The organism is Amycolatopsis vancoresmycina (assembly GCF_000716785.1).
GTDB classification, from domain to species: domain Bacteria; phylum Actinomycetota; class Actinomycetes; order Mycobacteriales; family Pseudonocardiaceae; genus Amycolatopsis; species Amycolatopsis vancoresmycina.
In genome coordinates this window covers 1-23,876 of sequence record NZ_JNYY01000007.1, presented here as the reverse complement: position 1 = coordinate 23,876, position 23,876 = coordinate 1, and the positions used below count along the sequence as shown (strand labels likewise).

At 71.2% G+C, this 23,876-nt stretch carries 19 protein-coding genes and 1 rRNA gene; 10 read left to right on the top strand and 10 right to left on the bottom strand.

What is annotated here, in order from left to right; all coding sequences use genetic code 11:
• Window positions 1–48: 48 nt before the first annotated feature.
• Complete coding sequence (locus tag OO60_RS18425) at window positions 49–1,497, bottom strand: MFS transporter (RefSeq protein ID WP_003093780.1); 1,449 nt, start codon at window positions 1,495–1,497, stop codon at window positions 49–51.
• 123 nt (window positions 1,498–1,620) lie between these two features.
• Between OO60_RS18425 and OO60_RS18420 the strand changes: the two genes are divergently transcribed.
• Both OO60_RS18420 and OO60_RS18415 read left to right on the top strand, forming a co-directional pair.
• Entirely contained in the window at window positions 1,621–2,202 is a 582-nt protein-coding gene (locus OO60_RS18420) for an SDR family oxidoreductase (protein ID WP_033261764.1), read from the top strand.
• A gap of 152 nt (window positions 2,203–2,354) precedes the next feature.
• The gene (locus tag OO60_RS18415) at window positions 2,355–3,224 is read left to right on the top strand and encodes a hypothetical protein (RefSeq protein WP_155849054.1); all 870 of its coding nucleotides are present in this window, start codon (window positions 2,355–2,357) and stop codon (window positions 3,222–3,224) included.
• Between the two features lie 43 nt (window positions 3,225–3,267).
• On the opposite strand, the gene OO60_RS18410 is transcribed toward OO60_RS18415, so the two are convergent.
• Window positions 3,268–3,762, bottom strand: coding sequence for a carboxymuconolactone decarboxylase family protein (locus tag OO60_RS18410; RefSeq protein WP_004561053.1), 495 nt, complete (start codon window positions 3,760–3,762; stop codon window positions 3,268–3,270).
• A 125-nt stretch (window positions 3,763–3,887) separates the two neighbouring features.
• Here OO60_RS18410 and OO60_RS18405 point away from each other — a divergent pair, with 125 nt between their 5' ends.
• Window positions 3,888–4,352, top strand: coding sequence for a MarR family winged helix-turn-helix transcriptional regulator (locus tag OO60_RS18405; RefSeq protein ID WP_004561052.1), 465 nt, complete (start codon window positions 3,888–3,890; stop codon window positions 4,350–4,352).
• Here the strand turns inward: OO60_RS18405 and OO60_RS18400 are convergent.
• Window positions 4,349–4,765, bottom strand: a complete 417-nt coding sequence (locus OO60_RS18400) for a cupin domain-containing protein (RefSeq protein ID WP_004561051.1) — start codon at window positions 4,763–4,765, stop codon at window positions 4,349–4,351. The genes OO60_RS18405 and OO60_RS18400 overlap by 4 nt on opposite strands.
• An 11-nt stretch (window positions 4,766–4,776) precedes the next feature.
• Complete coding sequence (locus OO60_RS18395; RefSeq protein ID WP_004561050.1) at window positions 4,777–6,264, bottom strand: AMP-binding protein; 1,488 nt, start codon at window positions 6,262–6,264, stop codon at window positions 4,777–4,779.
• Between the two features lie 31 nt (window positions 6,265–6,295).
• Here OO60_RS18395 and OO60_RS18390 point away from each other — a divergent pair, with 31 nt between their 5' ends.
• Window positions 6,296–7,432 carry an acyl-CoA dehydrogenase family protein gene (locus OO60_RS18390; RefSeq protein WP_004561049.1) on the top strand — a complete coding sequence of 379 codons (1,137 nt, stop codon included), beginning with the start codon at window positions 6,296–6,298 and terminating at the stop codon, window positions 7,430–7,432.
• Between the two features lie 40 nt (window positions 7,433–7,472).
• A complete protein-coding gene (locus OO60_RS18385) occupies window positions 7,473–8,420 on the top strand; it encodes an SDR family NAD(P)-dependent oxidoreductase (RefSeq protein WP_004561048.1) in 948 nt (315 codons plus the stop codon).
• On the opposite strand, the gene OO60_RS18380 is transcribed toward OO60_RS18385, so the two are convergent.
• A complete protein-coding gene (locus tag OO60_RS18380; RefSeq protein WP_033261762.1) occupies window positions 8,417–9,586 on the bottom strand; it encodes an aminotransferase class V-fold PLP-dependent enzyme in 1,170 nt (389 codons plus the stop codon). The genes OO60_RS18385 and OO60_RS18380 overlap by 4 nt on opposite strands.
• A gap of 45 nt (window positions 9,587–9,631) precedes the next feature.
• On the opposite strand from OO60_RS18380, the gene OO60_RS18375 reads away from it, so the two are divergent.
• Window positions 9,632–10,264: a GntR family transcriptional regulator gene (locus tag OO60_RS18375; RefSeq protein WP_004560402.1), complete on the top strand. Its 633-nt coding sequence runs from the start codon at window positions 9,632–9,634 to the stop codon at window positions 10,262–10,264.
• A gap of 21 nt (window positions 10,265–10,285) precedes the next feature.
• On the opposite strand, the gene OO60_RS18370 is transcribed toward OO60_RS18375, so the two are convergent.
• From OO60_RS18370 to OO60_RS18350, 5 genes are read right to left on the bottom strand one after another with little or no spacing between them, the layout of a single operon-like run.
• Window positions 10,286–11,911 carry a CocE/NonD family hydrolase gene (locus OO60_RS18370; protein ID WP_004560400.1) on the bottom strand — a complete coding sequence of 542 codons (1,626 nt, stop codon included), beginning with the start codon at window positions 11,909–11,911 and terminating at the stop codon, window positions 10,286–10,288.
• A gap of 50 nt (window positions 11,912–11,961) precedes the next feature.
• Window positions 11,962–13,353 carry an aspartate ammonia-lyase gene (gene aspA / locus OO60_RS18365; RefSeq protein WP_004560399.1) on the bottom strand — a complete coding sequence of 464 codons (1,392 nt, stop codon included), beginning with the start codon at window positions 13,351–13,353 and terminating at the stop codon, window positions 11,962–11,964.
• Window positions 13,350–14,267 (bottom strand): asparaginase, encoded by a 918-nt coding sequence (locus OO60_RS18360; protein ID WP_004560398.1) that lies wholly within the window; start codon window positions 14,265–14,267, stop codon window positions 13,350–13,352. Before OO60_RS18360 ends, aspA begins: the two co-directional genes overlap by 4 nt.
• Window positions 14,264–15,694: an amino acid permease gene (locus OO60_RS18355; RefSeq protein WP_004560397.1), complete on the bottom strand. Its 1,431-nt coding sequence runs from the start codon at window positions 15,692–15,694 to the stop codon at window positions 14,264–14,266. The genes OO60_RS18360 and OO60_RS18355 overlap by 4 nt, the downstream gene beginning before the upstream one ends.
• Window positions 15,691–16,338 carry a FadR/GntR family transcriptional regulator gene (locus OO60_RS18350; protein ID WP_004560396.1) on the bottom strand — a complete coding sequence of 216 codons (648 nt, stop codon included), beginning with the start codon at window positions 16,336–16,338 and terminating at the stop codon, window positions 15,691–15,693. The genes OO60_RS18355 and OO60_RS18350 overlap by 4 nt, the downstream gene beginning before the upstream one ends.
• A gap of 388 nt (window positions 16,339–16,726) precedes the next feature.
• On the opposite strand from OO60_RS18350, the gene dnaE reads away from it, so the two are divergent.
• The 4 genes from dnaE to OO60_RS18330 form a co-directional block, all read left to right on the top strand.
• Window positions 16,727–20,314: a DNA polymerase III subunit alpha gene (dnaE, locus tag OO60_RS18345; protein WP_004560374.1), complete on the top strand. Its 3,588-nt coding sequence runs from the start codon at window positions 16,727–16,729 to the stop codon at window positions 20,312–20,314.
• Between the two features lie 67 nt (window positions 20,315–20,381).
• The gene (locus OO60_RS18340) at window positions 20,382–21,851 is read left to right on the top strand and encodes an MFS transporter (RefSeq protein WP_033261761.1); all 1,470 of its coding nucleotides are present in this window, start codon (window positions 20,382–20,384) and stop codon (window positions 21,849–21,851) included.
• A 428-nt stretch (window positions 21,852–22,279) separates the two neighbouring features.
• Complete coding sequence (locus OO60_RS18335; protein WP_004560364.1) at window positions 22,280–23,461, top strand: low temperature requirement protein A; 1,182 nt, start codon at window positions 22,280–22,282, stop codon at window positions 23,459–23,461.
• A 354-nt stretch (window positions 23,462–23,815) separates the two neighbouring features.
• A 16S ribosomal RNA gene (locus OO60_RS18330) occupies window positions 23,816–23,876 on the top strand; the annotation flags it as partial.

Genomic DNA, 23,876 nt, shown 5'->3' with positions numbered 1-23,876 from the left:
CCAGGCGGCGGAACCACCTGACTTGAACCTGGGAGGGTTCCGGTTGCGTCAATTCGCCGCGGCCGGTTCCAGCTCTGTCGCCGCCTCGGTGCGGCGCATCGACGTCACCAGCAGGGCCAGCCCCGCGAACAGCACCGCCGCGATCACGCCCGTCACGTGCAGCGCGTCCGTGAACGCCGCCTTCGCCTGCTCCGCCACCGCCGGCCGGGTGACGTCGGCCGCCAGTGTCGTGCCCGCCGGGAACACTCCGTGGTACACCGTTGCCGCCGTCAGGCCGATCAAGGCCATGCCCAGCGAGCCGCCCAGGTAGTTGCCCGTGTCCGCCATCGATGCCGCCGAGCCCGCGCGCTCCGGCGGGACCGCGCCGACCACCAGGCCGATGCCCAGCGCGAACAGCGGGCCCGTGCCCAGCGTCAGCACCGTGATGGCCACCACGACCGGGACGAGACCGCCGGTGACCGCCAGCAGCAGGCTGCCCGCCGCGGACAGCGCCAGCCCGCCCGCGATCGCCGTCGCCGGGGTGAGCCACCGGGTCAGGGACGGCGCCGCCATCGTGCCCGCCGCCACGCCGAGGCCCATCGGGGCGAACAGCAGCGCCGAAACCAGCGGCGAGTAGCCCAGGACACTCTGCAGGTACTGCGTCACCAGCAGGCCGACGCCGGCCATCGCGACGCCGGCGAACACCAGCGCGACCAGCGCCGCGGTGAACGGCCGGTTCCGGAACAGCCGCAGGTCCAGCAGCGGCGACGCCGTCGTGAGCTGGCGGCGGGCGAAGACGATGCCGAGCAGCGTCCCGGTGCCGATCGCCGCGGCCGGCAGGACCACTGCGCCGGTGGCCAGCTGCTTCAGCCCGAACACGACCAGCAGCACCGCGGCCAGCGAGAGCGCGACGCCGGTGAGGTCCAGCCGCCCGGACGCCGGGGCGCGGAACTCGGGCAGCAGGAACGGGCCGGCCGCGAGCAGCACGACCACCGCCGGGACGGCGACCAGGAACACCGAACCCCACGCGAAGTGCTGGAGCAGGAAACCGGCGAACACCGGGCCGGCCGCGCCGCCCGCGAACTGGCAGGTCGCCCAGATCGAGATAGCCTTCCCGCGCTGCCTGCCGTCGGGGAACATGTTCGTGATCAGGGCGAGCGTCGACGGCATCAGCGTCGCCCCGGCGACCCCGAGCGCCCCGCGGACGACGATGAGCATCTCCGGGCTCGTCGAGAACGCGGCGACGATCGACAGGAGCCCGAAGGCCCCGCCCCCGGCGAGCAGCAGCCGCCGCCGTCCGATCCGGTCGCCGAGCGTGCCCATGGTGATGACGAACCCGGCGACGACGAAGCCGTAGCTGTCGGTGATCCACAGCTGCTCGGTGCCGCTCGCGCCGAGATCCGCGCTGAGCTGCGGCAGCGCGAGGAACAACGAGGTCATGTCCATCGCGACGAGCAGGGTGGGCAGCACCAGCACCGCCAGTCCCAGCCACTCCCGCCGTCCGGCCGGCTTTTCCATGTCCGCTCCTTCTCCGAGGTCCGTTTGCCAGGGGGTCGGAGCCGTCGCGGGGGACCGGACACGGCCGCGGAGATTTTTCCGCGACGGCGGAATCGCGGTTGCCCGGCTGGCTAGCGTCGAAGGGTGAAGATCATCCTGCTGGGAGCCACCGGGCTCGTCGGGCGAGCCGTCGCCGCCGCCCTCGAACCACGGCACGAGGTCGTGCCCGTCTCGCGCAGCTCGCCGATCGGCGCCGACCTGGAAGACCCCGCGTCGCTCGACGCCCTCTTCGACACCGGCGCGGACGCCGTCGTGTGCTGCGCCGCCAACGTCCCGCTGCGCCCGCTCGGCGGGCTGACGGACGCGCAGGTGCTCGACGACCTGCGCGCCAAGCTGCTCGGCCAGGTCGCGCTCGCCCGGCGGGCGGCCGGGCGCCTGCCCGCGGCGGGCTCGATCACGCTGACCGGCGGGACGTTCACCGAGCCGATCCCGGGCAGCGCGCTCGGTGCCCTCGTCAACGACGGGCTGGCGGGCTTCGTCCGGTCGGCCGCCGCCGATCTGCCGCACGGGCCGCGGATCAACCTGGTCAGCCCCGGCTGGATCAGCGAGACGCTCGAAGCGATGGGGGAGGACGGCAGCCGCGGGACGCCGGTGGCCGTCGTCGCCGACGTCTACCGCTCGCTCGTCGAAGGCGACGTGCACGGCGCCACCGTTGTGCCCCGGTGAGCGGGACCTTTTGGCACGATCCGCACGAGGTGCCGCGAATTCTTGTGCGATAACCAAAAAACTTCACACCGGCGTAACAGGTGATCGATTCCGGCCGACAGGGAGAACGGCAAGTGACCAACTCACCTGAGGGGGATCCTGTGAAGGGGTTTTTGAAGAGAGCCGCCGCCGCGGTCGCGGTGCCCGTGCTCGCCGTGCTCGTGGGGGCCGTGCCGGCGCAGGCGCAGACCGTGGCCAACGGGTCGCTGTCGTTCAGCGGTGACGAGGGGGACTGGATCAGTGGGGGAGGCTCCTACGCCTACTCGACGGCGGCGAAGGACCGGCTCACCGTCAACGCGACGGAGGACCACAACCACATCTCCGTGAGCGTCAGCGGCTTCAACAGCGACTGGTGGGACCTCGACCTGGCCGCACCCAGCGGCACGGGCCTGGCCGCCGGCACCTACGACGGGGCGACCCGGTGGCCGTTCCAGGGGGCCAACGCGCCGGGGCTGAGCCTGGGCGGGAACGGCCGGGGCTGCAACACCCTGACCGGCACCTTCGCCGTGCAGAACGTCGTCTTCGGGCCGCACGGCTACGTCCAGACGCTCGACGCCACTTTCGAGCAGCACTGCGAAGGCGGCACGACGGCCGCCCGCGGTGAGGTGCACATCGCGAACCCGCCGGCGCCGGCCGAGCTGGGGATCGGGCTCAAGGTGGCCACCGACGGCACCGCGAGCACGCTCAACGGCAACGCCTACCTGCACGGAACCGTCGAGTGCACCGCGGCCGCCCAGGTCACCCTGAGCGGGACCACGACGCAGGTCAAGCACAACGTCATCATCCGCGGCAACTACTCGGCGCAGGTCGCCTGCACGCCGGGTGCGCCGGTGCCGTGGAAGGCGACCGTGGTGCCGGCCGGGACCACGCCGTTCCAGAAGGGCAAGGCGGAGGTCGTCACCCAGGCGACCGCGCTGGACCCGAACTACAACACCAACGTCTCGGTCGACGACACCAGCGTCGTCACCTTGGTGAAGGGCTGATCCACGCGCCGTGGGGCCGCCGGAACGGGCGGCCCCACGGCGTTCACGCCGCGTGCCAGGTGTGCGCGGCGAAGGCTTCGTCGACCGGGGCGCCGGTGAGCCGGTTCGCGTACGTCGACAGCGTGTACGTCCCGATGCCGAGCACCACCTCCAGCGCGTTCCGGGCCGTGTAGCCGGCGTCGGTGAACGCCGCCAGCGCGTCCGCCGGGACGTCGCCCGTGGTGTCCATGACGGCGTGGACGAAGCCGCGCAGCGCTTCCAGCCGCGGCTCCGGCAGCGTCGACTCCGCTCGCAGGGCCGCGATCAGCGCGGGCGAAGCGGACAGGCCGTGCAGCGTGGCCGTGTGCATCGCCACGCAGAGGTGACACCGGTTGCGCGCGGCCACCGTCATCACCAGCACCTCGCGGTCCAGCGCCGGCAGCGTCGTGGCCTCGAAGGTGGCGTTGAGCCTCAGGAACCCGTTCAGCAGCTCCGGCGACGTCGCCAGCCGGGCGACGGCGGCCGGGACGCGGCCGAACTTCTTCGCGGTGGCCGCCATCGCGGGGCGGGCGGCGGTGGGTGCAGACTCCGGGGTGTGATCGGGGAACAAGACGTCTCCAGCCGTAGGATCGACAACGTGGTTGTCGAAACCGTAAACCTGGTTGTCGATTATGGCAAGGGGTCATGAGCGACACACCCGGGTACGAGCTGCCCTTCCTGCTCTTCGGCGGCTTCCGCACGCTCATCGACCGCCTGCACGCCGAGCTCGCGCGCCGGGGCCACCCCGACGTGCGGCCGTCGTACGGGTTCGCCATGCAGGCCGTGGGTGTCCAGGGCGCGACGGCGTCGGAGATCGGCCGCCGCCTCGGGGTTTCCAAGCAGGCGGCGGGCAAGACGGTCGAACGCCTGGAGGCCCTCGGGTACGCCGAGCGCGCCGACGACCCGGCCGACGCACGCCGCAAGATCGTCCGGCTCACCGCGCACGGCATCGACGCGCTCGCGAAGTCGGCGGAGATCTTCGACGAGCTGCGCGCGGAGTGGGCGCGCACGGTCGGCGCGGAGAGGATCGCCGCGCTGGAGAACGACTTGCGCGCGGTCGTCGGCCCGGCCGCTTACCGGCTCGACGCGGCGGGCTGGTTCTCGAGCTAGAAACCGCAGCCCGGGTCCGGTGCGTCCTCCGACAGCGGGCTGCCCGCCGGGAGCACGTACAGGACCTCGAGCACCAGCGGCGTCGAGCCGAGGTTGCGGCCGATGTGCACCTGGGCCGGCTTCTCGGTGAACGCGCGCCCGGTGCCGAAGACGCCGTCGATGCTGCAGTCGGCCAGGTTGTGCGTCAGCGTCCCGGCTTTCACGTACGCGTACAGCGTGCCGTCGTGGAAGTGCCAGCCGGTGTAGCCGCCGGGCTGGACGGTGATCTCCCGCAGCGTGTAGTCCGTGTGGCCGATCGTCTTCCGGGCCAAGATCGTGCCGGTGACGCCGCTGCCCGGCGTCGCGGACGCGGTGGCGGGCAGCAGGACCGCGGCGAGCACGGTGGCGGCGAGCACGGAGACCGTCTTGCGCAAGGGAATCCTCCTCATTCCTGGCGCAGGGTGCGCCGCATCATCTTGCCCGATTCCGTGCGCGGCAGGCGATCGGTGAAGTCGAACCGCTTCGGCGTCTTGAACCCGGCGAGCGCGGCCCGGCAGTGCTCGGCCAGCCGCGCGGCCAGAGCGTCGTCCGCGGGAACCCCGGCGACCGGCTCGACGACGGCGACGACCCGCTGGCCCCACTCCTCGTCCGGCTCGCCGATCACGGCCACGTCGGCGACGTCCGGGTGGGTGAGCAGCCGGGCCTCGATTTCGGCCGGGTAGACGTTGACGCCGCCGGAGAGGATCAGGTCGGTCCGGCGGTCGAGCAGGAAGACGCGGCCTTCGGCGTCGCGGTACCCGAAGTCGCCGACGGTGAGGTACTCCCCGGACCGGGCGGCCGCGGTCTTCTCCGGGTCGCCGAGGTAGTCGAGCGCGGTGTGCGCGGAGCTGAAGTAGATCGTCCCCGGCTCGCCGTCCGGCACATCGACGCCGTCGTCGTCGAGGAGCTTCAGCCGCACCCCGGGCAGCGGCCGGCCCACGGTGCCCGGCGCCGCCAGCCACTCTTCGGCCGTGACGCCGCAGATCAGCCCCTCCGAGGCGCCGTAGTACTCGTGCACGACCGGGCCGAGCCAGCCGATCATCCGCTCCTTCACCTCGGGCGGACAGGGCGCCGCGCCGTGGATGACGCTGGTGAGGCTCGCCGTGTCGTACCGCGAGCGGACGGCTTCGGGCAGCCGGAGCATCCGGTGGAACATGGTCGGCACGAGGTGGGTGCTCGTGACGCGGTGCCGTTCGACGAGCCGCAGCGTCTCCTCGGCGTCGAAGCGGTCCATCAGCACCGCGCTGTGCCCGAGGTGCAGCGCGTTGACGGCGAACGAGCCGGGTGCGGCGTGGTAGAGCGGGCACGCCACCAGGTGGACCCCCGGCCCCGGCGCGACGCCGAACATCGCCAGCAGGTCGCGGTGGATCGGGTGCAGGGACGGCGGCCTCCCGCTGAGCGCCCGCCGGACGCCCTTGGGCCGCCCGGTCGTGCCCGACGTGTAGAGCATCGTCTGGCCCGCCGTGCGCGGCTCGGGCGGGGCCGGCGGCTCGTCCGCGCCCCAGGACGCGTAGTCGCCCCAGCCGTCGGCGGCGCCGATCGAGAACCGGGGCACGTCGAGGTCGCACCCCCGCGCGATGTCCGCGTCCGCGACGACGACCCGGGCGCCGCTGTTGGCCACCACGTAGGCGATTTCGGCGGGCGACGACCGGTAGTTGACCGGCGTGAAGTACATCCCGGCCTGCAGCGTCGCGAACAGCAGCTCGAAGTAGGGGAGTCCATTGTGGACGACGGCGACGACGCCGTCGCCCGGGCCGAGCCCCAGCCGGTGCAGCGCGTGCGTCAGCCGGTTCGCCCGCGCGGCCAGCTCGCCGAAGGTCGCCGCCGTGCCGTCCGGCGCGAGCACCGCGAGGCGGCCCGGGTCCTGCTCGGCGACGTCGAAGAAGGTGCTCACGCACCGCACGCTACCGGGTACGGTGCGACGCATGGACGCGGACGTTTTCGGGCAGGTCCTCGGTGCGGTGCGGGAGTTCGTGCGCAAGGAGGTCGTGCCGCGCGAGGCGGAGATCGACGAGCGCGACGAAATCCCCGCCGGGATCCGGGAGAAGGCCGCGGAGCTCGGCCTGTTCGGCTGGGCGTTGCCGGAGGAATACGGCGGGCTGGGCCTGGCGATGGCCGAGGACGTCCGGCTGGCGATCGAGCTCGGCTGGACGACGCCCGCCTTCCGGTCGCTGTTCGGCACCAACAACGGCATCGCCGGCCAGGCGATCGTGCACTACGGGACGCCGGACCAGCGCACCCGCTGGCTGCCGCGGCTGGCCGCCGGCCAGGCGATCGCGTCGTTCGCGCTCACCGAAGCCGAGGCCGGTTCGGACCCGGGCGGCCTGACCAGCCGCGCGGTCCGCGACGGCGACCGCTACCGGCTGTCGGGGACCAAGCGGTTCATCACGAACGCGCCGCTGGCGGAGGTGTTCGTCGCGTTCGCCCGCACCGACCTCGACAGCACCGGTAGCCGCGGCATTTCCGCGTTCCTCGTCCCGGCGGGCGCGCCCGGGGTCACGGCCGGCCCGCACGACGCCAAGATGGGCCAGGCCGGCGCGTGGACGTCGGAGGTGGTCTTCGACGATGTCGAGCTGCCGGCCGACGCGCTGATCGGCGAGGAGGGCAAGGGCTTCGGCATCGCGATGGCGTCGCTCGCCAGGGGCCGCCTGCACATCGCCGCGCTGTGCGTCGGCATGGCGGAGCGGGCCCTCGCCGAGGCGGTCGAGTACGCGCGGACGGCCCGCCAGGGTGGCCGCGTGATCGGGGAGTACCAGCTGGTGCAGGCGCTGCTGGCGGAGTCGCACGCCGAGCTCGCGGCCGGCCGGGCGATGGTGCACGAAGCCGCGGCGAAGTACGACTCGGGCGAGGACCGCAAACTGGGGCCGTCGTCGGCGAAGCTGTTCTGCACCGAGATGCTCGGGCGGGTCGCGGACCGCGCGGTCCAGGTCCACGGCGGGATGGGGTACGTCCGCGGGGTGACGGTCGAGCGCATCTACCGCGACGCGCGGCTGTTCCGCATCTACGAGGGCACCAGCGAGATCCAGAAGCTCGTCATCGCGCGGCAGCTGCTCAAGGACTGAACTTGCGCTGGAGCGCGCTCCAGCACTTAGCGTCGGGGGCATGACCACCGCACAGCACAAGATCGGCTCGGGTTTCGGCGCGACCACCACGGCCGCGGAGGTCCTGGCCGGGATCGACCTGACCGGCAGGCTCGCGATCGTCACCGGCGGCTACTCGGGCCTCGGCCTGGAGACCACGCGGGCGCTGACGGACGCGGGCGCGCACGTCGTCGTCCCGGCCCGCCGCCGCGCGACGGCGGAGAAAGCCCTGCAGGGCCTGGGAAACGTCGAGGTCGACGAGCTCGACCTGGCGGATCTCGGCAGCGTCCGAGCCTTTGCCGAACGGTTCGCCGCCTCGGGCCGCGGCATCGACCTCTTCATCGGCAGCGCGGGCATCATGGCGGTGCCGGAAACCCGCGTCGGACCGGGCTGGGAGGCGCAGTTCGCGACCAACCACCTCGGGCACTTCGCGCTGGTGAACCGCCTCTGGCCGGCGTTCGGCGCCGGCGCCCGCGTGGTTTCGGTGTCCTCGCGCGGCCACCACTACGGCCCGGTGCGCTTCGACGACCTGAACTTCGAGCGGGGCTACGACAAGTGGCTCGCCTACGGACAAGCCAAAACGGCGAACGTGCTCTTCGCGGTGGAGCTCGACCGGCTCGCGCGCGAGCGGGGCGTCCGCGCGTTCGCCCTGCACCCGGGCCGGATCCTCACCGACCTCGTGCGCCACCTGGACCGCCGGGAGCTCGTCGACGCGGGCATGGTCGACGAGTCCGGCCGGGTCACCGGCGGGGCGAAGACGCCGGAGCAGGGCGCCGCCACCCAGGTCTGGGCGGCGACGTCGCCGCAGCTCGACGGCCTCGGCGGTGTGTACCTCGAGGACTGTGACATCGCCGAGCCCGCGCCGGCCGACGGAACCCGCACGGGCGTGCAGGACTACGCGGTCGACCCCGCGCTCGCCGGACGGCTCTGGACGGTGTCCGCCGAGCTGACCGGCGTGAACGCCTTCTAGAGCTTCTCGACCTGCCGCACCAGCAGGTCGATCTCGTCCTCGGTGTTGTAGTAGTGCACCGACGCCCGGACCAGGTCCGGCAGGCCGCGCGCGGTGAAGTCGTACTGCGCCGAGGTGCGGGTCGACAGTGAGGTGTTGATGTTCGCCTCGGCGAGCCGGGCCTTGATCTCCGCGGCCGGCGTGCCGTCCACGGTGAAGGTGACGAGGCCGCACTTGCGCGCCCCGGCGTCGTGGACGCGGGCGCCGGCGTCCACGAGCCGGCTGCGCAGCGTCGCCGCCAGCGACGCGACGCGCGACTCGATGGCCGGCAGGCCCCAGCCGAGTGCGTAGTCGATGGCCGCGCCGAGGCCGAGCACCGCGGCGAAGTCGCGTTCCCACACCTCGAAGCGCTTGGCCGTCGGGTCGACGACGTACTCCGCCGGCGCTTCCCAGCTCGCCGAGTGCAGGTCGAGCATGGCCGGTTCCAGCCGCTCGCGCAGCCGCGGGTGCACGTAGAGGAACCCGGTGCCACGCGGGCCGCGCAGGTACTTGCGGCCGGTCCCCGACAGCGCGTCGCACCTGAGGCGCGTGACGTCGAGGTCGAGCTGGCCCGCCGACTGGCACGCGTCGAGCAGGAACGGGATGCCGGCCGCTTCGGCGACCGCGCCGATCTCCTCGGCCGGGTTCACCAGCCCGCCCTGGGTGGGGACGTGGCTCACCGCGATCAGCTTGACGTCGTCGTCGATGCGCCGCCGCAGCTCGTCCACGTCCAGCTGTCCCGACTCGTCGTCGCCGACCACCTCGACGACCGCGCCGGTGCGCCGCGCGACCTGCAGGAACGCGATGGCGTTGCTGGCGTACTCCGCGCGGGAGGTCAGGATCCGGTCCCCGCGGCCGAACGGCAGCGCGTAGAACACCGCCTGCCAGGAGCGGGTCGCGTTGTCGGTGAGCGCGATGTCGTCGGTTCCGGCGCCGAGCAGGCGCGCCACGGAGGCGTACACCGCGTCGAAGCGTTCCGAGGACTCGGCGACGGCTTCATACCCGCCGATCAGCGCTTCGCGGCGCAGGTAATCGACGACGGTGTCGGTCACGACGGCCGGAGGCAGCGCCGCGCCCGCGTTGTTGAAGTGGACCACCTCGGCGCAGCCCGGGGTCTCGCGGCGCGCGCGTTCGACGTCGAAGCTCATACCAACTGAATACAGTAGATAGCTATTGTATGCAATACTGCGCCCATGGCCCGGACCCCGTTGCGCAGCGACCTCCTGGAGCAGATCACCGGCCGCGTCCTGGACGGGCGGCTCGCGGCCGGCGCGCGGGTCAACGAGGTGCACCTGGCGAAGGAGCTCGGCGTCAGCCGGACGCCGCTGCGGGAGGCACTGATCGGGCTCGCCGACCGCGGCCTGCTGGTTTCCGCGCCCGGCCGCGGCTTCCTGGTGCCGCCGTTCGACCCGGGCGAGGCGCGCCGGCTCTACCCGCTGGTGGCCGAGCTCGAAGCCCTCGCGCTGCGCTGGACGTCCCCGGTGGAGCTGGCCGGCCTGCCGGACGCGCTCGACACCGTCTCCGCCGAAATGGACCGCGCGCTCGCCGACGGCGGCGATCTGTCCGCTTTGGACGATCGGTGGCACGCCCTGCTGCTGTCCCGCTGCCCGAACCCGCACCTGCTGCGGCTGATCGAGCAGACGAAGCCGCTGCTCAAGCGGTACGAGTCGGCCTACTTCGCCCGCGAGGGCCACGCGGGGGAGAGCATCGGCGAGCACCGCCGCATCGCCGCCGCCCTGCGCGACGGCGACCTCGCCACCGCGTCCTCGGTGCTCGTCGCCAACTGGGTGAAAGCCTTGGCGTACCTGGGGAACGACCGAAGGTGATCGTCCCCGGGCACCGGACGGTCAGCCGCCGAACACCGGCAGCGTGATCCGCGACGGCCGTCCGGCGTCGTGGAAGATCTCGAAGCGGTTCGCCTTGCCGTCCACCGCCTCCGTGACCGGCTCGCCCGTGCCGTGGTTGCGGGCGAACCGCGGGAACGCCCCGCCCGCCACCTGCACGCGCAGCCGGTGGCCGCGGCGGAAGCGGTACGCGGTCGGGTCGAGCGTCACCTCCGCCGTCACCACGCCGTCCGCGTCCGCCGCGGGGAAACCCGGGCGCAGCCGCAGGATCCCGTCGGTCACGTTGCGGCTGATCCCGTTCGTGTCGACGTCGCAGAGCCGGACGTAGACGTCGGCGTGGCCCAGCTCGGTGCGGACGTGCACGGTCGCCGCCACCTCGCCGATGACGTCGACGTCCGAGGGCAGCGGCTCGCCGGTGAACACCAGCACGTCCGGGCGGGCCTCGACCTCCTGGTTGTCGCGCTGCTTCCACTCGCCCGTCAGCAGCGGGCCGCCGACCGCCGGGGTGGGGTCCGCCGGGTCGTAGGTGAACGTCGTCGGCAGGGCGCGGTCGCCGGGGACTTCGCCGAGCCCGCCGATCGGGCGCAGGTGCGCGGCGGTCGCCGTCGACGGCGGCGGCCACGACTCGAAGTCCAGCCAGGAGTTCGCGCCCTGCAGGAACAGCCGGACCGGGGCCCGCTGCAGCTGGGTGCGGTCGCCGAGCAGGTGCGCGCGCAGGAAGCCGAGCTGGTCGCGGATCATCGGGCCCATGCTCGCGGGCTCGCCGTGCGCCCACGGGCCGATCGTGATCCGCGGCGCCTTCCCGGCCTCGGCCAGGATGCGGAAGTCGCGCAGCTGCCCGCGGACGAACAGGTCGTACCAGCCGGTGACCATCGACACCGGGACGTCGAGCTTCGCGACTTCGGCGCTGTGGTCGGACATCGACCAGTAGCCGTCGCCGGGCACGAAGTGGGCGGTGACGTCCTGGAGGAACGTCACCGGCTTCCCGATCGCGGCCACGTCGGCGCCGCTGATCGGCAGGTGGGCCATCGCGCGGCGGGTCCGGCGGGTCTGCACCGGGTTCGGCAGCGCGGCGAACCGCTCTTCCTGCCGTCCGATCATCGCCGACCACGACACCATGTTGTCCGCGGCGAGCACGCCGCCCGGGTAGAACGTCGAGACGAACTCCGACGCCGTCACGCCGAGGCACATCGCGGCGAGCGGCGGGTCGAGGTACGGCCCGACCGCCCACTGCGTGTGCCCGAGGTAGCTGGCGCCCGCCATCCCGATCGTCCCGTCGCACCACGGCTGGGCGCGCAGCCACTCGGCGGTCGCGACGCCGTCCTCGCGTTCGAGGTGGAACGGCCGGAACTCGCCGCCGGAGCCGAACGAGCCGCGGGTGCTCTGGATGACCGTCTGCAGCCCGTGCCGGGCGAACGTCTCGCCGAAGAGCTTCGAGAGGATGCCCTTGCGCCCGTACGGCGTGCGGATCAGCACCACCGGCGCCGGCGTCGTCCCGGCCGGTGCGTACCGGTCGGCGAGCAGCGTGACGCCGTCGGGCATCGGGACGGCGAGGTCGCGCGTCACGACCGGCTGGGGGCCTTCGGCGCGGGGGAGTCCGAGCAGCTTGTCGACAAGTCGGTCCAGCACGGGCGCCCGCCTTCCGAAGTGGAGTCGATCCTTCCGGATCCGACCGTACCTCAGTTCGCGCGCGCGAGGGTTTCCGGACGCAGCAGCTTCGCCAGCTCTTCGGCCGGGATCAGGCCCTTCTCGACGACGAGCTCGGCGACACCCCGCCCGGTCGCGAGAGCCTCCTTCGCGATCTCCGTCGCGGCCGCGTAGCCGATGCTCGGGTTGAGCGCGGTGACGAGGCCGATCGAGTTCTCGACGTAGGCGCGCATGACGGCCACGTTCGCCGTGATCCCGGAAACGCACTTCGAAGCCAGCGTCCGGCAGGCCGCGCCCAGGTGCGTGATGCTCTCCGACAGCGAGTGCAGGATGATCGGCTCGAACGCGTTGAGCTGCAGCTGCCCGGCTTCGGCGGCCATCGTCACGGTGACGTCGTTGCCGATCACCTCGAACGCGACCTGGTTGACCACCTCCGGGATCACCGGGTTGATCTTGCCCGGCATGATCGACGACCCGGCCTGCACCGGCGGCAGGTTGATCTCGTTCAGCCCGGCGCGCGGGCCCGACGACAGCAGCCGCAGGTCGTTGCAGCTCTTCGAGAGCTTGACCGCGATCCGCTTGAGCACGCCGGACAGGTGCACGAACGCGCCGCAGTCCTGCGTCGCCTCCACCAGGTCCGCGGCGGTGACGACCGGCAGCCCGGTGATCTCGCGCAGGTGCCGGCACGCGGCTTCGGCGTAGCCCGGCGCGGCGTTGAGGCCGGTGCCGATCGCGGTCGCGCCGAGGTTGATCTCGTGCAGCAGCGCGACGGCTTCGTGCAGCCGCTGCCGGTCCTCGCCGAGCATCACCGCGTACGTGCCGAACTCCTGGCCGAGCGTCATCGGCACGGCGTCCTGCAGCTGCGTGCGGCCCATCTTGAGCACGTCGTGGAACTCGACGGCCTTGGCCGCGAACGCCTTCTCCAGCACGACCATCGCTTCGGACAGCTGGCGCACGGCGATGATCGTCGCGACGTTGACCGCGGTCGGGTAGGCGTCGTTCGTCGACTGCCCGAGGTTGACGTGCTCGTTCGGGTGCACGACGTGGTAGTCGCCCTTGGCGTGCCCGAGCAGCTCGAGCGCGCGGTTCGCGATGACCTCGTTGGCGTTCATGTTGGTCGACGTCCCGGCGCCGCCCTGGATGACGTCGACGGCGAACTCGCCGTGCAGCGCGCCTTCCCGGATCTCCCGGCAGGCGCCCGCGATCGCTTCGGCGATCTCGGGGGCGAGCAGGCCGAGCTCGGCGTTGGCGCGAGCCGCGGCCTCCTTGACCGCGGCGAGCGCCTCGATCAGGTGCGGGTAGGCGGCGAGCGTGGTGCCGGTGATGGGGAAGTTCTCGCGGGCGCGGGCGGTGTGCACGCCCCAGTACGCCTCGGCGGGGACGTCCTTGTCGCCCAGCAGGTCGTGTTCGCGGCGGGTGGTCATCGCAGGCTCCCCACAGAGATGTTTCCGGTGAAACGCAGGTTGTCCGGCCCGGGCGGGACGTCGATCCCGCACCGCCCGAGCAGCGCGGCCAGCACCGGGTAGCGCGCCCGGTCCCCGCCGTCGGCGATCTTGAACGCGATCGCCGTGCCGTCCGGCAGCGCGGCGACCTGGACGGCCTCGAACCCGTCCTTGGCGATCAGCCCGGGTATCGCGCGCATGATCGCGGTGACATCCCGCCTGCTGCCGCCGACCAGCTCCGGGTGCTGCCGGATACCGTCGGCGACCAGGCCCTCGGGCGTGTCCGGCGCGGCGAGCGCGATCTTCGACACGGCCGTCGCGAGCCCGCGCAACGTCGTCGCGAAGAGCGGCGCGCCGCAGCCGTCGACGGCCACCCGGGCGATGTCCCGGCCGGTCAGGTCTTCGACGGTGGCCGCGATCGCGCGCTGCAGCGGGTGGGCCGGGTCGAGGTAGCCCGCGGCGGACCAGCCGTTGAGCGCGCAGGTCGCGAGCATCGCCGCGTGCTTGCCGGAGCAGTTGTGCCCGAGCCGGGACGGCGCCCGGCCCTCGGCGAGCCAGCGGTCTCGCTCGACCGGGTCGAACGGGAAGTCCGCCGGGTTGCCGAGCAGGTCGGGGGAGCGTCCGTCGAGGACGTCGAGTGCGGCGGCCAGGTGCATGGGCTCGCCCGAGTGGCTGGCCGCGGCGATCGCGAACCCGGCGGGGGACAGGCGCAGCCCGAGCCGCGCCATCGCCGTGGCCTGCAGCGGCTTCGCCGTCGACCGCGGGTACATCGGCGTGTCGGTGTCCCCGGCGGCGAACAGCGTCGAGCCGTCCGGGGCGAGCACCACCGCCGAGCCGTGGTGGACGCCCTCGACCAGGCCGTCGCGGATCAGCTCGACGAGGGGTTCGTGGCTCACATGCCCTCCTTGTCGAACGCGCGCATGTCGATCCGCTTGCGGACGCCGAACCAGCCCACGACCAGCGCGACGGCGATGGCGGGCAGCGCGAGCAGGGTGATCCGGCCGGTCTCGTCGAAGCCCATCAGCACGACGACGGCGGCGAGGAACACCAGCGTGGCGATTTCGGTCCAGGGCGAGAACGGCAGCCGGAACGACGGCCGCTCGACGCCGTCGCGCTTCGCCCTGCGCACGAACAGCAGGTGGCAGAGCACGATGATGGCCCAGGTGGCGAGGATGCCGATCGCGGCGAAGTTCAGCACGATGTCGAAGGCCTCCTTCGGCACCAGGTAGTTGAGCCCGACGCCGAGCACGCAGACGGCCGCGGTGAGCAGGATCCCGCCGTAGGGCACGTGGTTGCGGTTCATCACGCCGGTGAACTTCGGCGCCGAGCCGGCCATCGCCATCGACCGCAGGATGCGGCCGGTCGAGTACAGGCCCGAATTCAGGCTGGACAGCGCCGCGGTGAGCACGACCAGGTTCATCACGCTGTCCGCCGCCGGCACGCCCAGGTGCGAGAGCACGGTGACGAACGGGCTCTGGTCCTTCGTGTACGAGCTCCACGGCAGCAGCATCGCCAGCAGCACGACCGAGCCGACGTAGAAGACGAGGATGCGCCACATGATGGAGTTGATCGCCTTCGGCATGATCTTCTCCGGGTGCTCGGTCTCGCCCGCGGCCACGCCGACCAGCTCGACCGAGGCGTAGGCGAACACCACGCCCTGCACGATCAGCACCATCGGCAGCAGCCCGGCCGGGAAGATCCCGCCGTGGTCGGCGATCAGCTGCGGGCCGCCCGCCACGCCGTCGACCGGCGTCTGCGTCACCAGCAGGAAGATGCCGATCACCATGAACAGCACCAGCGCGGCGACCTTGACGATGGCGAACCAGAACTCCATCTCGCCGAACAGCTTGACCGAGACGAGGTTGAGCGTCAGGACCACGGCGAGGGCGATCAGCGCGAGCACCCACTGCGGGACCGGCGAGAAGAACGACCAGAAGTGCGCGTACAGCGCGATCGCCGTGATGTCGGCGATGCCGGTGGTCGACCAGTTGAGGAAGTGCATCCAGCCGGCGAGGTACGCGCCCTTTTCACCCATGAACTCGCGGGCGTAGGAGACGAAGGCGCCGCTGGAGGGCCGGTACAGGATCAGCTCGCCGAGCGCGCGGACCACGAAGAACGCGAAGAGCCCGCAGACGGCGTAGACGATGGCCAGCGCGGGCCCGGCCTGGGCGAGCCGGCCGCCGGCGCCGAGGAACAGGCCGGTGCCGATCGCCCCGCCGATCGCGATCATGTTCACGTGCCGGGGTTTGAGGGCCTTGCGGTAGCCGGCGTCGCCCGCGTCCGCGGTGCTGCCGGTCGTGGCCGGGATGGTCTGTTCGGTCACTGGTCCCCGTTCACGATGCTGGTCAAGGTGGCTTCGACGTGCGTCAGGTGCGCCGTCATGGCGGCGACGGCCTGCTCTTCGGAACCGCTTTCGATCGCGGTGACGATGTCCCGGTGCTCGATGTTCGACTGCCGTCGCCGGTCGCCGAGCTGGTTGAGGAAGGCGGACTGGCGGGCCAGCGCGTCCCGGATCTCCTCGATCACCTTCCCGAAGACCGGGTTGCCGGAGGCCTGGGCGATGGTGATGTGGAAGAGCGAGTCGAGCGCGACCCACGCGGTGTTGTCGGTCTCGGCGTCCATCCGGTCGAGCAGGTGGGCGAGCAGGTCGAGGTCGTCCTGGCTGCGCCGCACGGCCGCGTACCCGGCGACCGGGATCTCGACGTGCCGCCGCACCTCGATGAGGTCGCGGGCCGAATAGGGCCCGAAGGTGGGGTTGTCGGCCGGGCCGGTCGCGGTGACGAAGGTGCCCTTGCCGGTCTTCGACTCGGTCATGCCGAGCGCCTGTAGCCCGCGGAGGGCTTCCCGGATGACCGACCGGCTGACCTCGAACTCCCTGCTCAGGGCGGCTTCGGAGGGGAGCTTCGCGCCGACGGCGTGCTCGCCGCGTTCGATGGCGGCACGCAGGTGGGCCAGCACGGCTTCCATGGCACTCACCCGGCGAGGACCACTTTGTCCGGCTGTCTGGCTGTCAGACAGGTTCATGGCGGGAATGCTCGGCGCCGCCGCCACCCCTGTCAACGCGAGCGTCGACGTCTGTGGCCCACCTCACCCACCGTCCCCGCCCCGCCCGAAGGTCGCGAATGACTCATTCGGGACGTGCGAGGTCCCGAATGAGTCATTCGCGACACGCGGCTGGGTGCCGTCCGCGTGACCACCCGGCAGCGGCGCGTGTCGTGATCGTTTCCGCCCGAAGAGGGGCGCGTCGCACCGCCCGGCGCGGGCTCCGGAGGCGCACAATCGAGCTCGGCGAGCGCGGGCTAGGCTGGGGGACCCGGGCGCGCCGGTCCGATCCACCTAGGGGAGGTTTTCGCTGGTGTCGAACGATTCCTTCGTCCACCTGCACGTCCACACCGAGTACTCGATGCTCGACGGTGCGGCGAAGATCGCCCCCCTCTTCGCCGAGGCGGCGCGCCTCGGCATGCCCGCGGTCGGCATGACCGACCACGGCAACATGTACGGCGGCGACGAGTTCTACCAGCAGTCCAAGAAGCACGGTCTCAAGCCGATCATCGGCATCGAGGCCTACATCGCGCCGGAGAGCCGGTTCCACAAGAAGCCGGTCTTCTGGGGCCAGGCCAACCAGCGCGGCTCGGACGAGTTCGGTGAGGGCGGCGACGTCTCCGGTGGCGGTGCGTACACGCACATGACCATGCTCGCGGCGAACGCCACCGGCCTGCGGAACCTCTTCAAGCTGTCCTCGCTGGCCAGCATGCAGGGCTACTACCGCAAGCCGCGGATGGACCGCGAGCTCATCGCGGAGAACAGCGCCGGCATCATCGCCACCACCGGCTGCCCGTCCGGCGAGGTGCAGACCCGGCTGCGGCTGGGTCAGCGCGAAGAGGCGATCCAGGCCGCGTCCGACTACAAGGACATCTTCGGCGCCGACAACTTCTTCCTCGAGCTGATGGACCACGGCCTGCCGATCGAGCGGTCGGTCCGCGAGGGCCTGCTGGAGGTCGGCCGGCTGCTCGACCTCAAGCCGATCGCGACCAACGACTCGCACTACGTCGTCAAGGAGCAGGCCGACACGCACAGCGCGCTGCTGGCCGTCCAGTCGGGCAAGACGCTCAACGACCCGACCCGGTTCAAGTTCGACGGCAACGGCTACTACCTCAAGTCCGCCGCCGACATGCGCGAGTACTGGGACAAGGAGGTCCCCGGCGCGGCCGACAACACGCTGCTGATCGCCGAGCGCGTCGAGTCCTACGAAGACGTCTACGCGCACAAGGACCGGCTGCCGTTCTTCGAGGTCCCGGAGGGCTACGACCAGGGCAGCTGGCTGCGCGAAGAGGTCCAGCGCGGCCTGAAGTGGCGCTTCCCGGACGGCGTGCCGGACGAGTACTACAACGAGCGCATCGAGATCGAGCTCGACGTCATCATCGGCAAGGGCTTCCCGGCCTACTTCCTGATCGTCGCCGACCTCATCAGCTACGCCCGCCGCGTCGGCATCCGGGTCGGCCCCGGCCGTGGTTCCGCGGCCGGTTCGCTGGTCGCGTACGTCCTCGGTATCACCAACCTGGACCCGATCCCGCAGAAGCTGCTGTTCGAGCGGTTCCTCAACCCCGAGCGCGTCTCGATGCCCGATATCGACATCGACTTCGACGACCGCCGGCGCGGCGAGATGATCCGGTACGCCACCGAGAAGTACGGCGCGGACAAGGTCGCCCAGGTCATCACCTTCGGCACCATCAAGACCAAGGCGGCGATCAAGGACTCCGCCCGCGTCCACTTCGGCCAGCCGGGGTACGCGATCGCGGACAAGATCTCCAAGGCGCTGCCGCCGCCGATCATGGCGAAGGACATCCCGCTCTCGGGCATCGTCGACAGCAAGCACGAGCGCTACGGCGAGGCCGCCGAGGTCCGCGCGCTGGTCGAGACCGACGAAGAGTGCAAGACGATCTTCGAGACCGCCCGCGGCCTCGAAGGCCTGATCCGCAACGCGGGCGTGCACGCCTGCGCGGTCATCATGTCGTGCGACCCGCTGACCGACGCGATCCCGCTCTGGCAGCGCGACGACGGCTCGATCATCACCGGCTGGGACTACCCGTCGTGCGAGGCCATCGGCCTGCTCAAGATGGACTTCCTGGGCCTGCGGAACCTCACGGTCATCGGTGACGCGATCGACAACATCAAGGCCAACCGCGGGATCGACATCGACCTCGACACCCTGGGCGTCGACGACCCGGAGACGTACAAGCTGCTGGCCCGCGGCGACACGCTCGGCGTGTTCCAGCTGGACGGTGGCCCCATGCGCGACCTGCTGCGGCGCATGGAGCCCACGGTGTTCGACGACATCGTCGCGGTCGGCGCGCTGTACCGCCCCGGCCCGATGGGCATGAACGCGCACAACGACTACGCCGACCGGAAGAACAACCGGCAGAAGGTCAAGCCGATCCACCCGGAGCTCGACGAGCCGCTGCGGGAGATCCTGGCCGACACCTACGGCCTGATCGTGTACCAAGAGCAGATCATGCACATCGGCCAGAAGGTGGCCGGGTACACGATGGGGCGCGCGGACGTGCTCCGCCGCGCGATGGGCAAGAAGAAGAAGGAAGTCCTCGACCTCGAGTACGAGGGCTTCGAAGCCGGGATGAAGGCCAGCGACCTGGTCCCCGGCGGCTTCTCCGCGGAGGCCGTCAAGGCGCTCTGGGACACGATCCTCCCGTTCGCCGGCTACGCGTTCAACAAGAGCCACGCGGCCGCGTACGGCCTGGTCTCCTACTGGACGGCGTACCTCAAGGCGAACTTCACGCCGGAGTACATGGCCGCGCTGCTGACCTCGGTCGGCGACAACAAGGACAAGTCGGCGGTCTACCTGTCGGAGTGCCGCCGCCTGGGCATCAAGGTGCTGCCGCCGGACGTCAACGAGTCGGCCCTGCGGTTCGCGGCCGTCGGGGACGACATCCGCTTCGGGCTGGGTGCCGTCCGCAACGTCGGCGCGAACGTCGTCGAGTCGATCATCAAGACCCGTGAGGAGAAGGGCAAGTACGCGTCCTTCACCGACTTCCTCGACAAGTCCGAGCTGGTGGCCTGCAACAAGCGGGTGATCGAGTCGCTGATCAAGGCGGGTGGGTTCGACTCCCTCGGCCACACGCGGCTGTCGATGATCCAGGTCCACGAAGACGCGGTCGAAGCCGTCGTCCCGCTCAAGCGCCAGGAGGCGATGGGCCAGTTCGACCTGTTCGGCTTCGGCGGCGACGAAGGGGAAGCGGCGCCGTCGTCGTCCCCGCTGGCGCACCTGAAGTTCGGCGAGGAGGAGTACCCGCGCAAGCAGCTGCTGGCCTACGAGCGCGAGATGCTCGGGCTGTACGTCTCGGCGCACCCGCTGGACGGCGCCGAGCGGATCCTGCGCAAGCACGCCCCCAAGCCGATCGCGAGCATCCTCAACGACCCGCCGAAGGAAGGGGAGCTCGTGATCTCCGGGCTGATCACCTCCCTCGAGCGTCGCGTCAACAAGAAGGGCGAGCCCTGGGCGATCTGCACGGTCGAGGACATGGACGCCTCCCTCGAGGTGCTGTTCTTCCCGAAGTCGTACGCGCTCTTCGCGGGTGAGCTGATCGAGGACAACGCGGTCCTGGTCAAGGGCCGGGTGAACTGGCGCGAGGACAAGATGTCGGTCTTCGGCGGCGGCCTGGCCACCCTGGACCTGTCCGAGGTCGGCACGGGCAACGGCGACGACGAGCCGCCGCTGGTGCTGCTCGCGGCGGCGGAGAAGATCGACCAGTCGGTGGTCAGCGAGCTGCGGTCGACGCTGCTGGCGCACAAGGGCGAGACCCCGGTGCACCTCAAGCTGGTGGGCAAGAACCAGACGGTCTTCGCGCTCTACGACTACCCGGTCAAGGTCAGCTCGATGCTGATCGGCGAGCTGAAGGGCATCCGGGGCATCACGGCCTCGACGTGACAGTGCGCGAGGCGGGTTCCGGGCGCACAACGCGCGCGGAGCCCGCCTTTCGTGTTTGCTGGTCAGGATGACTCACGAACCCGATCCCCGCCGCTGGAAAGCGCTCGCCGTCTCGCTGACGGCCGGGTTCATGGGCCTGCTCGACGTCAGCATCGTCAACGTCGCCCTCCCGTCGATGCAGGCGGGCCTGCACGCGAGCAGCGGCGGAATCCGCTGGGTCGTCTCGGGGTACGCGCTCGCGTTCGGCCTTGTGCTGGTCACCGGCGGGCGCCTCGGGGACGCGTTCGGCCGCCGCAACATGTTCCTCGGCGCCCTCGCCGCGTTCGTCATCACGAGCGCGCTGGCCGGTGCGGCCCCGAACGAGACGACGCTGGTGATCGCGCGGCTCGCCCAGGGCGTCGCGGCCGGCATGCTCACCCCGCAGAACACCGGCCTGATCCAGGACCTCTTCCGCGGCGCCGAGCGCGGCCGCGCGTTCGGGATGTTCGGCGCCGTCGTCGGGATCTCGACGGCGGTCGGCCCGATCCTCGGCGGGGCCATCATCGCGGTCTTCGGCGCCCAGGACGGCTGGCGCTGGGTGTTCTACGTCAACGTCCCGATCGGCGTCCTCGCGTTCGCCCTCGCCCTGCGGATGCTGCCGCGCAGCGAGAAGAAGCAGCTCAGGATCTCCTCGGAGATCGACTTCGTCGGCATCGCGCTGCTGGCCGTCGCCGTGCTCGGCGTGCTGCTGCCCGTCATCGACTCCGACAGCGGTGGGTTCAAGCAGCTGTGGTGGCTCTTCCTCGTCGCGGCGGTGTTCGGGTTCGCGTTCGTGCGCTGGGAGCGTTCGGTGGTCCGGCGGGGGCGGTCGCCGCTGCTGGACACCCGGCTGTTCACCGAAACGCCGGGGTACGCGGCCGGCGCGGCGGTCGGGGCGCTCTACTTCTGCGGGTTCGCCGGGATCTGGCTGGTCTTCGCGATTTACTTCCAGCAGGGCCTCGGCTACTCGCCGCTGCAGTCCGGCCTGTCGGTGACACCGTTCGCGCTCGGTTCGGCGGTGTCCGCGGCCGTCGCCGGGCGCCTGGTGCCGCGCTTCGGCCGCCGGCTGACCGTTACCGGGCTGGCCATGGTCGCCGTCGGGCTGCTGGCCGTCGCGCTGCTCGCCGAGGTGGTCCCGCCGTCGGCGTCCGGGTGGGCCTTCGCGGTGCCGCTGGTGTTCGCCGGTGTGGGTGGCGGGATGGTGATCTCGCCGAACACGACGTTGACGCTGGAGTGCGTGCCGGTCCGGATGGCCGGGGTCGCGGGCGGCGCGCTGCAGACCGGGCAGCGGATCGGCACGGCGATCGGCACCGCCGTGCTCGCGTCGGTCTTCGGCCTGGTCCTCGGCCGGGGCTACCCTCTGGCCCTCACCGTCGCGCTCGGCTGCGCGGCGCTGCTGACGTGTGGCGCGCTCACGCTGGCGATCGCCGAACTGCGGGCCCGGCGACGGCGGGCTTCGGAAGACGAGCGTGAGGCGCGCCGGGCCGAGACGTCCGCGGCGGACGTCCACCGGAGCTGAGACACTACTTTCCGCAGATTTGCGATGCTCCATCCGAGTGACGAGCACGGAAAGACACTGGTGCTACGGAGAGCAACCGGGTAGATCTTATGGAGCCTTCACTGCGCGGCTACGGCTACCGACAGTGGCAATCAGTCGGCCACCCGGGGATGGGGTGACCGGCTTGAGCGATCGAGGCGTCCGGAGTTCGAGGGAATGGACACACTCGGTCACCTTCCGTCCAGTGGGTGTCGGCGTCCGCGGGGGACCGCCCGGCACTCGCGGAAGGGCTGCCCATCGGGAGTCCGCCGGCGCGTGACGGTGGCGGGTGGGCCCGGGTGAGGGGGAACCAGGCCCGCCCGCCTTCTTCACCCGTGTCGCGCGCACCCCGCCCGCGCTGATCGTGCTGGGATGATCGCGTCCGTCCGAGGCCGACGCGGGGAGTCCCGATGACCGAGCAGCCGTCGCGGATCCGGGTCTGGCACCGGCCGATGCGCTCCCGCGACCGTGGTGAGCACCACCGCGTCGCGACACCGCTGGAACTGCTCTTCGACCTGTGTTTCGTGGTCGCCGTCGGCCAGGCCGCGGCCGCGCTGCACCACGCACTCGCCGAAGGCCACGCCGCGCACGGCGTGACGTCGTTCGCGATGGTGTTCTTCGCGATCTGGTGGGGCTGGCTGAACTTCAGCTGGTTCGCCTCGGCGTACGACACCGACGACGTCCCGTACCGGCTGGCCACGCTCGTGCAGATCGCCGGCGGGCTGACCATCGCGGCCGGGGTGTCCCGCGCGTTCGAGGGCGACTTCCGGGTGATCGTCGCCGGGTACGTCCTGATGCGGTTGTCGCTGGTCGGGCAGTGGCTGCGAGCGGCCCGGTCCGTGCCCGAGACGCGGCCGGCCGCCCTCCGGTTCGCCGCCGGGATCGCGCTCTGCCAGGTGCTCTGGATCCTCCGGCTGTTCCTGCCGCCGTCGACGGCGGCGGTGACGTTCGTGGCCGTCGTGCTGTGCGAGCTCGCGGTGCCGGTCGTCGCCGAGCGCAGCGCGCGGACGGCGTGGCACCCGCACCACATCGCCGAGCGGTACGGGCTGTTCACGCTGATCGTGCTCGGCGAGGTGATCCTGAGCGCGACGAACGCGGTCAAGGAAGGCACGTCCGAAAGCGGGCACCTGGGCGCGCTGATCTCGCTGGCCGCGGCCGCGCTGGTCCTGGTGTTCTCGATGTGGTGGCTGTACTTCGACCGGCCGGGACACGCGCGGCTGGTCCGCCGCCCCGGCATGTTCACGGCGATGAGCTGGGGCTACGGCCACTACTTCATCTTCGCGTCCGCGGCGGCCGTCGGCGCGGGGCTCGAGGTGGCGGTCGCCTACGACACGGGGACGCTGCACCTGAGCGGCGTGGCCGCCGCACTGCCGGCCACGGTGCCGGTCGCGGTGTTCCTGCTGAGCGTGTGGTTGCTGCACATCGGCCCGACGAACGAGTGCCGCCCGATCGCCATCGGGTTCCCGGTGACGGCGGTGCTCGTCCTGGCGGCGTCGTTCACGCCGGCGCCGATCCACGTGACGGCGGGGCTCGCGGCCGCGTTGGTCGTCCTGACGGTCGTCGCGACCCACGGCTCGCCTTCCCCGGCCTGAGCGCCTATCGGTGCAGGTCAGGGGCCTGGCGCGAAAAAAGGTACCCCCCTGTGCAAGGGGGTTTCGGGGGCATGTAAAGTTCTCCAAGTCGCCAGGGAAACCGAGCGGCCGCCGGGAACACGAACCAAGCTCCCACGATCGTGGTAGAGTGGGTGGTCCCGAACCAGGGTGGTATCCCTGGAACAAAGCTTGAAACAAAAGCCGAAGACCAAGGCGCTTCGCGGCGCGGCGGTCCGAAGTGTGTTGCTTGAGAACTCAACAGTGTGCTAGTGAACTAAGCCAGTAGAGCTTATATGAAACCCCTCGTCGGGGTTTCCTTTGAGAGCAATACATTTGCCTCGATTAAACTGTTCATTGTTGGAGAGTTTGATCCTGGCTCAGGACGAACGCTGGCGGCGTGCTTAACACATGCAAG